At 48.7% G+C, this 11,184-nt stretch carries 11 protein-coding genes and 1 pseudogene; 6 read left to right on the top strand and 6 right to left on the bottom strand.

What is annotated here, in order from left to right; all coding sequences use genetic code 11:
• Positions 1 to 1,284: aspartate aminotransferase family protein (locus AC1DUA_RS14870; RefSeq protein WP_477500509.1), on the top strand; the 1,284-nt coding region annotated here is incomplete at its 5' end.
• Position 1,285: 1 nt separating this feature from the next.
• On the opposite strand, the gene AC1DUA_RS14865 is transcribed toward AC1DUA_RS14870, so the two are convergent.
• Positions 1,286 to 2,122 carry a phytanoyl-CoA dioxygenase family protein gene (locus tag AC1DUA_RS14865; protein WP_477500508.1) on the bottom strand — a complete coding sequence of 279 codons (837 nt, stop codon included), beginning with the start codon at positions 2,120 to 2,122 and terminating at the stop codon, positions 1,286 to 1,288.
• Between the two features lie 132 nt (positions 2,123 to 2,254).
• Here AC1DUA_RS14865 and AC1DUA_RS14860 point away from each other — a divergent pair, with 132 nt between their 5' ends.
• The gene (locus tag AC1DUA_RS14860; protein WP_477500507.1) at positions 2,255 to 3,115 is read left to right on the top strand and encodes a helix-turn-helix domain-containing protein; all 861 of its coding nucleotides are present in this window, start codon (positions 2,255 to 2,257) and stop codon (positions 3,113 to 3,115) included.
• Positions 3,116 to 4,063: 948 nt separating this feature from the next.
• Here AC1DUA_RS14860 and AC1DUA_RS14855 read toward each other — a convergent pair.
• Complete coding sequence (locus AC1DUA_RS14855) at positions 4,064 to 4,219, bottom strand: hypothetical protein (RefSeq protein WP_477500506.1); 156 nt, start codon at positions 4,217 to 4,219, stop codon at positions 4,064 to 4,066.
• A 174-nt stretch (positions 4,220 to 4,393) separates the two neighbouring features.
• On the opposite strand from AC1DUA_RS14855, the gene kduI reads away from it, so the two are divergent.
• The 4 genes from kduI to AC1DUA_RS14835 are packed head-to-tail and all read left to right on the top strand — an operon-like array spanning position 4,394 to position 7,446.
• Positions 4,394 to 5,227: a 5-dehydro-4-deoxy-D-glucuronate isomerase gene (gene kduI, locus AC1DUA_RS14850; RefSeq protein ID WP_477500505.1), complete on the top strand. Its 834-nt coding sequence runs from the start codon at positions 4,394 to 4,396 to the stop codon at positions 5,225 to 5,227.
• 35 nt (positions 5,228 to 5,262) lie between these two features.
• Entirely contained in the window at positions 5,263 to 6,018 is a 756-nt protein-coding gene (locus AC1DUA_RS14845) for a DeoR/GlpR family DNA-binding transcription regulator (protein WP_477500504.1), read from the top strand.
• An 18-nt stretch (positions 6,019 to 6,036) separates the two neighbouring features.
• A complete protein-coding gene (gene kduD / locus AC1DUA_RS14840; protein WP_477500503.1) occupies positions 6,037 to 6,789 on the top strand; it encodes a 2-dehydro-3-deoxy-D-gluconate 5-dehydrogenase KduD in 753 nt (250 codons plus the stop codon).
• The gene (locus AC1DUA_RS14835) at positions 6,790 to 7,446 is read left to right on the top strand and encodes a sugar phosphate isomerase/epimerase family protein (protein ID WP_477500502.1); all 657 of its coding nucleotides are present in this window, start codon (positions 6,790 to 6,792) and stop codon (positions 7,444 to 7,446) included.
• 243 nt (positions 7,447 to 7,689) lie between these two features.
• Here the strand turns inward: AC1DUA_RS14835 and AC1DUA_RS14830 are convergent, their stop codons facing one another.
• From AC1DUA_RS14830 to AC1DUA_RS14815, 4 genes and pseudogenes are all read right to left on the bottom strand, one after another.
• Positions 7,690 to 8,697 (bottom strand): LLM class flavin-dependent oxidoreductase, encoded by a 1,008-nt coding sequence (locus AC1DUA_RS14830; RefSeq protein WP_477500501.1) that lies wholly within the window; start codon positions 8,695 to 8,697, stop codon positions 7,690 to 7,692.
• Positions 8,698 to 9,125: 428 nt separating this feature from the next.
• The gene (locus AC1DUA_RS14825) at positions 9,126 to 9,941 is read right to left on the bottom strand and encodes a carbohydrate ABC transporter permease (protein WP_477500500.1); all 816 of its coding nucleotides are present in this window, start codon (positions 9,939 to 9,941) and stop codon (positions 9,126 to 9,128) included.
• Positions 9,942 to 9,962: 21 nt separating this feature from the next.
• On the bottom strand, positions 9,963 to 10,838 hold the full coding sequence (locus AC1DUA_RS14820) for a carbohydrate ABC transporter permease (protein ID WP_477500499.1): 876 nt from the start codon (positions 10,836 to 10,838) through the stop codon (positions 9,963 to 9,965).
• Position 10,839: 1 nt separating this feature from the next.
• Positions 10,840 to 11,184, bottom strand: a pseudogene (locus AC1DUA_RS14815) (ABC transporter substrate-binding protein); the annotation flags it as partial.

Genomic DNA, 11,184 nt, shown 5'->3' with positions numbered 1-11,184 from the left:
GTATTTGTGTATAATTATTCATTATTTCTTATTTTTATTAAAAAGGATGTGTGTGTCTGTATGGAAAAGGAAAAAACATTCACAAATGAATTGCTAGATGAGGCGAATGCATCCATTCTGTTTATTGCAAACCGGCCTCAGGTCGTCATGGAGCATGGCGCAGGGATGTATTTGTGGGATACTGACGGAAAAAAATATTTGGATTTTATCGGGGGGTGGGCGGTTACAAGCTTGGGCCATTCTCCGAAAGTCATCAGCGATGCTTTGCTGGAACAGTCAGGCAAGCTCGTTAATGCAAGTCCTGGCTTTTTTAATAAGCCGATGGTTGAATTTGCCCGCCTTTTGACGGGATTATCAGGACTACAGCGAGTGTTTTTTGGAAGCACAGGCGCGGAAGCCAATGAAAGTGCAATCAAGCTAGCTCGTAAATATGGGGCTGTCCATAAAAATGGTGCTTACGAAATTATTACTACGAAGCGCAGCTTCCACGGGCGTTCGTTGGCAACGACAGCGGCAACAGGAAAAGCCGGCTGGGAGCACATGTTTGCTCCCCAGTTTCCCGGCTTCGTGAAAGTGACTTTTAATGATATTGAAGCAATGAAGCAAGCGATTACTCCGAATACTTGCGCTATTCTAGTCGAGCTCATCCAGGGCGAGGGCGGTGTTTATGAAGCTAACTCCGCCTACATCCAGGAACTTCGTACGCTATGCGATGAACAGCAGGTTTTGCTTATGTTCGATGAGGTCCAAACGGGAATTGGCCGGACTGGAACCATGTTCGCTTATGAGCATTACGGCGTACTGCCGGATGTCCTCACACTCGCCAAAGGGATTGGCGGCGGGTTTCCATTATCGGCGATGCTCACGAAAGAAGCCTATAACCTTTTTGAAGCAGGCGACCAAGGTGGAACCTATACAGGGCAACCACTTGCAATGGCCGTGGGCCTTGCTGTCGTAGGCGAGGTGCTTCAGCGCAACCTTCCTCAACAAGCCGCAGAGCAAGGGTCTTATTTGCTTCAACAGCTGCATGAGATTCAGAACCAATATGGGCTCACCGATATCCGCGGAAAGGGATTACTGCTGGCCTTTGATCTTCCTGAGCCTCGTGGCGCCGAACTAGCCGCAGCTTGCCTACATGCTGGCTTGCTGATTAACTCGTCTAGTCCGAGTACCATCCGTTTGATGCCTGCTTTAATTGTAACCAGAGCGGAAATTGACGAGATGATGAGCCTTTTGTGCAGCGTGATGGATCAAGTTTTTAAAAGTGCAGCGGTACGAAGCTAACTTACCTTTGGAACAAAATCGGAAAATACGCGTTCGCAAAAGGCTGCCCCTGCTGCGGACGCGGTCCTAACAGCCGGATATTGTCATGCCGCTGAACACCTGCTCGGTAGCTTGTGCCTCCAGGCATCAAATGGGCTACGACTGACATACGAGGCTCCGTCGTTGTATTCGCGCCGGACCCGTGGAACGTAAGTCCGTGGTGAAAGCTAGCCTGCCCTGCCTTCAAGATGCAGGGCTCTTCCACCCAATCGCGACCCGCTGCATACTTATCCCTGAGCTCTTCCATGTTGGGATTGAAGAACGTGTCGCTATCCGGGATCAGCCCCCATTTATGCGAACCAAGAATCGTTTTCATCCCGCCATTATTCAGGTCAGTGTCCTGAAGCGCAATCCACACGGTCACCATGCCCGGATTGCTGGAACACTGCCAATAGCCATAATCCTGATGCCAGCCCACGTTGCCTACCGGCGTAACTTTGTCACCAACACCTGGCTTATAGATGACCTGGTCATGCCACAATCGAACTTCATCCGTTTGCAATAAATCTGCTGTCAGCTCTCCAATTAAAGGATCGGTGACGGTACGGCGAATCTCGTCGTTAATCCACCAGCCATTGTCCAGCTTGCGAAGGGCGTCTGGATTCGCGTTTGGCCGATAATGGTTCATTGGAAGTCCATCCCCATCATAATCACCGCTCCAAATTCGCTCATGCGCCTCACGAAGTCGTTCAATTTGACTATCATCCAGAAGTTTCGGCGAAATCCAATAGCCATCCCGCTCAAAAACCTCCTTATCCTGTGTTGTAATCTTGTAAGTTCTTTCTGCTTGCATGGTCATTGTTACATGCCTCCTTATTCGTCTTGCTTTCATCATACGGTTTCCGCTGGCCATTGACGTTCATAGACCTGCTGAGTAGTATAAGAAACATGGAAGTATAAATAAGAACATGTTCGGATAAGGAGGATTCCTGTGGTTGCCAAACAAAGTCCCCGCTGGACCTATGACGCCACATTGCAAGCACTGATTGCCGGTGTTCCGGAGTTGGTCCTTTTCGGCTTCGATGAGATCAAATCAGCGCTCCCCCTCTCCTATCATAAGCATGACGGCTATGAATTTGTTCTGGTGGAACGCGGGAAAGCAAGCTGGGAGCTGGACGGACAAGTCTATGAAACCAAAGCAGGCGATGTCTTTCACACTTGCCCTGGCGAGCTGCATCGCGGAGGCTTCAACGTCATAGAACCGAGCCGGTTCTGGTGGTTCATCGTCACCCCTCCCCATTCGGAGGATTGGCTTCGACTTCCTCAGGGAGAAAGCGAAGGCTTCGCTAGCGCTTTGCAGATGCTTCCGCGAGTTCGCCATATTGGCCTGCAAGCCGTTCAAGGCTTTCGGAAGCTGGGCGACGCGATTAACAGCAATAGTCCGCTGCGCTCCAGCTCCATACGGCAGGCTATTGTGGGACTGCTGCTTGCCATCGTGCAGGCGAATGAGCGAATGTATTCGCTTGCGGATGATCTAACTGATCAATTCGACCTGCTGCTTCGCCGTATCGAGGATGAGCCTGAATGGCGGCCAGATGTTGAAGAATTGGCGGGCATTGTCCGCGTCAGTCCCTCCCATTTTTTTCGAACTTTTCAGTCGTACACGGGACTGCCTCCAATGAGTTACATCGAACGGATGCGGATTAAAAAGGCTTGCAGCTTGCTTGGTGAGAGCTCCGCTTCAATTACTGAGATCGCGAATGTGCTGGGTTACGCCTCTTCGCAGCATTTCGCCACTGTGTTTAAGCGCATCATTGGCATGACGCCTGTTCAGTGGCGGATGAGCCAGTGAGGGGGATGAAGAGCGGTATGGCTGTTGGGAGCAATAGTGGTGGACTCATCCACCTTAGTGGAACTGCGAGCCGCTATTTCGTAGTAAAGCGGCGATAGGGCTAATGGGGGGGAACTACAGGCCCTTATTTCAAGGTTTTAGGCGGAACTTCCGCCAAATTCCTTGAAATAGCGGCCCCTAGTTCCCCTTCACTTTAGAAAAGGCGCATTTCGCAGAAATAGCGCTATGTAGTTCCGTTCAACGGCTGAACTCAGCCGTAGGAGATATTCTAGAGGGGCAACAGCCCCCTCTGTTGGTTATGCTAGTTGAAGAGCATGCTATCTGCGACTTTCGGTTGGTTGTGAGCAGTGAACGCTGATCGAAATCAGCGTTCTAGTGAGGCATCTTGGGGTGCGCAGCCTCAAGAAAGTGCTAAGGTGGTGGACTCATCCACCTTAGTGGAACTATGAGCCGCTATTTCGCAGAAAAGCGGCGATAGGGCTAATGGGGGGGAACTACAGGCCCTTATTTCAAGGTTTTAGGCGGAACTTCCGCCAAATTCCTTGAAATAGCGGCCCCTAGTTCCCCTTCACTTTAGAAAAGGCGCATTTCGCAGAAATAGCGCCCTGTAGTTCCGTTCAACGGCTGAACTCAGCCGTAGGAGATATTCTAGAGGGGCAACAGCCCCTCTGTTGGTTATGCTAGTTGAAAATCCTGCTATCTGCGACTTTCGGTTGGTTGTGAGCAGTGAACGCTGATCGAAATCAGCGTTCTAGTGAGGCATCTTGGGGTGCGCAGCCTCAAGAAAGTGCTAAGGTGGCGGACTCATCCACCTTAGTGGAACTGCGAGCCGCTATTTCGCAGAAAAGCGGCGATAGGGCTAATGGGGGGGGAACTACAGGGCTCAGCCGCCCCGCAGTTAACCTAACGAAAAAAGGACGAAGCAGCAACCTCGCTTCGTCCTTTCTCTTAATCCCGCTCGCTGGGCGAGAAGGCGCTTTTGATATTGTCCATAATCTCCTCGACCGCCTCGCTAACCAAATCGGTTGGCGTCGTATCTTCTTCCTCGGGTTTGGTCGGGATCGTATCGTTGCAGACGTGGTCGAAATAATGACTTTTATCCATAGACATAACCTCCTGTAGGGTTGTTTTTTCCTTAATCTTTCTCCTTTATTCACTTCTTGGGCATGATTTGTTGCATCCTCCGAAAACACTTGCTTAATCCGCCTTATTGGAGTAAATTAAACCTATATGAACCTATATCAACTCAAATAAACCAATCCAAGGAGCGATTATCACATGGATATCCGTTACGCATCACACCCGAATGAAGTTAAACAATTTGACACAGAGCGCTTGCAATCCGAGTTTCAAATCAATGCTTTGTTTGCACCAAATGAGATTAAACTAGTGTACTCCCACGTTGACCGTTTCATCATTGGCGGTGTTCTTCCGATTACTGGTTCCCTGCAGCTGCAAGCCGATAAGAAAGAAATGGCAGCTGATTATTTCTTAGAGCGTCGCGAAATCGGTATCATTAACGTTGGTGGCCGTGGAACGATTACCGTTGACGGAACCGTTTACAACATGGACCCCAAAGATTGCATTTACATCGGTCTAGGTTCGAAGGACATTACTTTTGCCAGCGAAAATGCAGCTGATCCAGCTAAGTACTACTTCAACTCAACGCCTGCTCACAAAACATACCCAACTGTAAAAGTAGCAATTAGCGAAGCTACACCAGCTCATCTGGGCAGCATCAACACATCCAATGAGCGTACGATCTACAAATATATCCACTTAGATGGCATTCAAAGCTGTCAACTCGTTATGGGCATGACTCTTCTCAAACCGGGTAACATGTGGAATACAATGCCTTCACACACACATAATCGTCGTTCCGAAGTTTACTTCTATTTCGACATGCCAGAAGATGCTGTTGTTTTCCACATGATGGGCGAGCCACAACAAACGCGTCACGTTGTTATGCGCAATGAGCAAGCGATTATTTCCCCAAGCTGGTCCATTCACAGCGGCGTAGGCACTAATAACTATACATTCATCTGGGGCATGGCTGGCGAAAATCAAATGTTCGACGATATGGACGCCGTGGCTATGAAAGATTTAAAATAATCGGTAATCTCTCTTTTGGAAAGTGATGATCATCGATGAACCCTTTACGCAGATATGAAACCATTATGGAAATACTCCTGGCACAGAAAGAAGTCACGGTTAACGAACTTAGTGAACAACTGGACGTAACAGGTAAAACAATTCGTGAAGATTTGGCCAAGCTGGAGGAAAAAGGGCTGCTTGTCCGCATTCATGGCGGGGCTATGCTCGCCCAAAGCGATCAACTTGGCATTCTTTCGGCGAAGGAGCCGATCGTCAAACATGCCGATCAAAAATCGGAAATTGCAACGATTGCCCTTCGTTACATTCAGCCGCGGGACATCATTGCCCTCGACGGCGGCAGCACAACACTTGAAATTGCTAGGCGGCTGGATAATCAGCCGCTTACTGTTGTGACCAATGATTTGTACATTATTTCCGAGCTCGTTCATAAGGAAGAAATCCGGCTCGTTGTACCTGGCGGCTACAGAACGCGGAATATGCTCGCTGGGCCCGAAGCTGTTGCTTATGTGAATTCGCTTAACATTCAGAAATCGTTCATTTCTGCTACCGGCGTTCATCTGCAGCACGGCTTTACGATTTATACCAGCGATCACGCCGACTACAAACGCGCATTGATTGCATCCAGCGCAGCCGTCTATGGTGTTGCTGATCATTATAAATTCGGCCAATGTGCCCTGCGTACGTTCGCCTCTTTGTCTGAGGTAGCCATGATTATCACCGACAGTAACCTGCCCGCAGAAACGGCCAAGCAATACCGTGATTCCGGCATCCAAATCGTCACTCATTAGTGAAAAGGAGTATGTTTCATGACACTTTTTAACTTAACAGGAAAAACAGCTTTCGTAACCGGAGCTTCCGGCGGTCTAGGGCAAGCAATGGCTATCGGACTTGCTGAAGCAGGCGCTAACGTCATTGCTGTATCTTCTTCCGAAAGCGTGCAAACCGTTGAAGCGATTCGCGCATTAGGCGGTAAAGCTGAGCTGATCGCAGCTGATTTAAGCAACGAAGACATCCTTGAGGATGTCGTGAACCGAGCTGTCGGCATTTATGGCAGCATCGATATTCTTGTGAACAACGCGGGAATTATTCGTCGTACACCGGCTGTTGACCACTCACGTGCAGACTGGCACGACGTCATCGACCTGAACTTGAACTCCGCATTCTTCTTATGCCAGCTGATCGGCCGTCACATGATCGAGCGCGGCAGCGGCAAAATCGTCAACATCGCTTCCATGCTCACTTATCAAGGCGGCATTAACGTGCCTGGCTACACAGCAAGCAAACATGCGATTGCAGGTGTTACCAAGGCATTAGCCAACGAATGGGCTGGCAAAGGCATTCAAGTCAATGCCATTGCACCTGGCTATATGACGACGAATAACACAGCGCCAATCCTGAAAGATGAGAAGCGCACACAATCGATTACAGAACGTATCCCAGCTGGCCGTTGGGGCTCACCTGAGGATCTCAAAGGGCCTGTCGTTTTCTTATCCTCTAATGCTTCCGATTATATGAACGGACACGTATTGTGCGTGGACGGCGGATGGATGGCGAGATAGATGGGCATCGGGACGCTAGCTCATACGGTCGGTCATCTGCCACTGAATCAATTAACAGAGAAGCTGCGCGGACGAGGTATTGACTTCGTGCAGTTGGCTCTTAGCAAAGCCATCAGCGATATCGACACAAGTTTGGGCAAGCTTAGCCCTGGACTCGCCAATCATATTGGCGAACAGTTCCAGCGCGCTGGCATCCGCATTGGCGTACTCGGTTGCTATATCAACCCAATCCATCCAGATCCGCAGCAGCGTCGCTATGAAATCAATAGATTCAAAGAACATCTGCGTTATGCCAGGGATCTGGGAACATCCATCGTAGCAACGGAAACGGCGGACTTAACCACTTATCTGTCGCAAGATCCTGAACGTTATGAAGCCATCGGTTGGGAGCTGCTTAAGCAAACCGTTGAGGAATTAGCCGAGGAAGCGGAGCGTTGGGGTGTTCACATTGGTCTTGAACCTGTACTCACGCACACATTATCCAGCACAGAGAAAATGGTCCGTATACTAGAAGTCTTATGCCTTAAAATTGAACTAAAAAAACCTATCCAGATCCTAACAAGATCGAATAGGTTTTTTATTTATGTTTTTGGTTGTTCCCGGATAACGCGAACAGGTCGCTGGACCCAATTCTCGCGTTTCATTGGCCGAACTTGATTGATCGGGTTGTTGTAGTCAATCTCCGGATTTTTACCTTCAGCCTTTGCGGCCTCGGCTAGCTTCTCCTTATACCCTGTTCCTGGTACCGGACCACCGCCGCCATTACGTTTTCCCTTGTTCCAAACTCTGTTCTTGCTCATTTCACCACTCCATTTTAGGTTTAAGTGTAATGGCAAGAACAAAAAAACGCAAATTTTTACTATAAAACAACGTACTTCGCTGCATCAGATAGCAATTAGATTAGCCCTGCATATCAAACACTTCAGCCAATAATCGGTAGGAATGAATTCTCGCTGCTACATCATGAATTGGCGACACAACCATCAATTCATCAGCTTGATAAGCTTCGTTAAGCTTAATCATTTGCGCTTTGACTTGCTCAGGTGTACCGACGACCCGCTTATGCTGACGCTCTTGAATCATAGCCAGATCCCCCGGCGTATAGGGATAATTCGTTGCTGTCTCCGCTGAAGGAAAGGATGGCAGCAGTGCGCCGCGGCCTAGTGATAGGAAAAACAAATCCGAGCTCGAAGCCAGACGTTTGGCCTCTTCTTCCGTATCTGCGCAAATAACCATAATCGCCGCCAGGGAGTGAGCTTGTTCATTCAGGATCGACGGCTTAAAGTGCTCACGATAAATCCGCAAAGCCTGCTCGCAGTCTGCATTGCCAAAAAATTGCGCAAAGCCAAAAGCAGCCCCTTGATCCGCAGCAATTCGGGCACTATCGTAGGAAGATCCCAAGAGCCAAATTTCCGGTGCAGTCYCAATAATTGGAGATGCGTGCAAAGCCGCAAAACGATGGCTCGGCGGCAACGAGTCATACAAATAGCCCGTTAGATCAGCCACCTGCTGAGGGTATTGATCTACACTTGTGTATTTTCCTTCTTGCAAGGCACGTGTGGATATCGGCATACCGCCTGGTGCGCGGCCGAGACCAACATCAATCCGCCCCGGATGAAGTGCCTCCAGCAATCGGAAGTTCTCCGCTACTTTATAAGCACTGTAATGAGGCATCATAATGCCGCCTGATCCTAGTCGAATTCGGCTTGTTTTGGCTGCCAGATGGGCAATAAGCACTTCTGGACTTGAGTGCGCGAGCGCTTGCGAAGCATGATGCTCTGATACCCAATACCGCGAATACCCTAATTTATCCGCTTCTTGCGCCAGCTCCGTCGTTTCGGCTAACGCACTTGCTGCGTTACGGCCTTCCCCTATTTGTGATTGGTCCAAAATACCCAATTTAAACATCGTTGATCACCTCTCTCTAACTGTAACACAAGAAAGCACAGAATAGCAAAAAAACAGTCAAGCTTCGATCCTTGACTGTTTGTGCCCTTCCTATTTTGTACTATTCGGGAGTGTTTCACACGAAGCAGAAAGCAACTTTTTTCGGCATTCAGCATGAGGCAAACTCAGATTCGAGTTTCCATTGGACGAAATCCAATTAGAATGCCCTCATCAGGCAAAATTGCTCCTTCTCCTTGGATGAAATCCAATGACATCTATGAAAATCGCGCTATTTGAGTTAAAAATCAGACTTCCATTGGATTTACTCCAACGAAAATAGCATCTACACCCGAAATCGCCACATTTCGTTGGATTTCATCCAATGGCAGCCCGTAATCTCAGCCAAGGGGAACAATCTGAGTTAAGCCGAATTGACGGTTGTCATCCAACTACCCCTTCAACGACCCCGCCATCACGCCAGCAACGAAATAGCGCTGCAGGAACAAAAATAGCACAACCATCGGTGCTGCTGTAATCACAACGCCTGTTAACAACATCGGGTAGTCCGTCACGTATTCGCCGCGGAACTGCAGCATAGCAAGCGGAAGCGTGAGCTTCGACTTACTGTTGATGAGCAGCATCGGAATGAGCAGATCATTCCATACCATGACGAACAAGAACGTTGCCGTAGCGGCCAATGAAGGCGCCGACAAAGGCAGTGCAATACGCGAGTATAGCTTCCACTCGCCGGCTCCATCGATGCTGCCGGCTTCCAGAATCTCCTTGCTCAACACCTGCATGAAACCTTTCAGCATGAAGACTGTTAAAGGCATCAGCATAGCTACTGAGACCAGAATTAAACCATATAGACTGTCCGACCAGCCAAGTTTGTGTGTCAACGAATAGATGGGCAGCATATTCACCTGAGACGGGACGATGAGTCCTGCTATGAATAGTGCAAACAAAACTGTTGCGATCTTGCCACCCAATCGGAAGATCGCATAGGCGATCAAGCTGCCTAGCAGCAGCTCAATCAATACCGTGCCTAACGTCACTTCTACGCTGTTCAAGAAGTACTTGCCGATCGTCTGCCCTTTGAACATGGACGTGAAGTTAGACAATATGAATGGCTTCGGCCAACCCAGCGGCGAAGCAAAAAAGCGCTGCGTCGACTTAAACGACGAGATAAAAACAAAATACAAAGGTGCTGTGATAATAAGTGCATACAGCAGCAGCACAACGCGACCGAACCATTTCATTCCCATAATTAGTTAACCTCTTTTGGATTAATACGAAACACGATCCGCACGCAGCGCTTTGAACTGCAGAATCGTCAAAATAGACAACAAAATCAGGAACAAAACAGAACCGGCAGAAGCCATGCCAAACGAATAGTTAGCAAAAGCCGTGTGATAAATGTAGGTGGTCAAAATTTCGGTAGCATAATTGGGGCCGCCATCCGTCATGGTAAAGATTAAGTCAAAAGCTTTAAACGACTGGATTGTCGTATAAGCAACTACAATCGTCGCTGACGGRGCTAACAGCGGCCAGGTTACTTTACGGAATACCTGCCACCTGGTGCCCCCATCCATTTTCGCCGCCTCATACAACTCTTCTGGAATCGCGTGCAAGCCCGCAATAAACACAATCATCATCTGCCCGGCATGTGCCCAGACTTGAACGCCCGCAATGGCGTAGAGGGCGATTTTGACCCCGCCAATCCAGTTTTGCCCCCATGCCCCAAGCCCTGTTTGGTGCAGCAAAGTGTTGATTAGTCCAAGGGAAGGATCGTACATAAACGACCAAATCAACCCCACCGCTACAGACGAGAGGATGGTGGGGAAAAAGTAAAGCGCACGCAGGAGCACGTGGATTTTCGTGTTTTTCACTAGCAGCATGGCTAACGCCAATGATACGAGTGTTTGGGCAATCACAACCGTCAGCATGAATTTCGTATTGTTCCAGAGCGCTTTCTGAAAGACAATGTTATGCAGCGTTTTGGCATAATTGTTCATTCCGACAAGCTGATAGGACGGCGATACGCCGTCCCAATCTGTAAACGAGTAAAACAATCCGGTTAATGTCGGCAAGGCGAATAAGAACAAATACAGCAGGGTTCCTGGCAGTAGGAATAGCCATAACACACGGCGATTATGTGTCATCTTATTTGACTAGATGCTGATCGATAATAGCCTGCGCTTCTTTCGCAGCATCCTGAGGTGATTTGCCGCTGAGCACGGCTTGAATCGAATTCGTAACAGCCTTTTGATTATCCGCACTGGTGATGCTGAACCGCGGCTGGAAGAGTGTTTTCTTACCTGCCCACTCAGTCGCTACCTGAAGCTCAGGGGTTGTGTATTGGACGTCTTTGACCGTTACATTTTGCCCTGTTTCATTCGCATACGTACTTGCAATCTCCTTGCGACTTAAAAATTCAATGAATTTCTTAGCTTCAGCCGGATGTTTGGATTTACTATTTACCGCTAGCATAAATGTACTGGTGTGCAC

Source organism: Paenibacillus sp. 01T422, from assembly GCF_056398785.1.
This window is presented reverse-complemented; position numbering and strand designations above follow the sequence as displayed.

Bases quoted from the DNA above. Each gene is read 5' to 3' on its own strand.
- AC1DUA_RS14865 (WP_477500508.1), bottom strand. From the start codon at position 2,122: ATGACCATGCAAGCAGAAAGAACTTACAAGATTACAACACAGGATAAG.
- AC1DUA_RS14855 (WP_477500506.1), bottom strand. From the start codon at position 4,219: ATGGATAAAAGTCATTATTTCGACCACGTCTGCAACGATACGATCCCG.
- kduI (WP_477500505.1), top strand. From the start codon at position 4,394: ATGGATATCCGTTACGCATCACACCCGAATGAAGTTAAACAATTTGAC.
- AC1DUA_RS14845 (WP_477500504.1), top strand. From the start codon at position 5,263: ATGAACCCTTTACGCAGATATGAAACCATTATGGAAATACTCCTGGCA.
- kduD (WP_477500503.1), top strand. From the start codon at position 6,037: ATGACACTTTTTAACTTAACAGGAAAAACAGCTTTCGTAACCGGAGCT.
- AC1DUA_RS14835 (WP_477500502.1), top strand. From the start codon at position 6,790: ATGGGCATCGGGACGCTAGCTCATACGGTCGGTCATCTGCCACTGAAT.
- AC1DUA_RS14825 (WP_477500500.1), bottom strand. From the start codon at position 9,941: ATGGGAATGAAATGGTTCGGTCGCGTTGTGCTGCTGCTGTATGCACTT.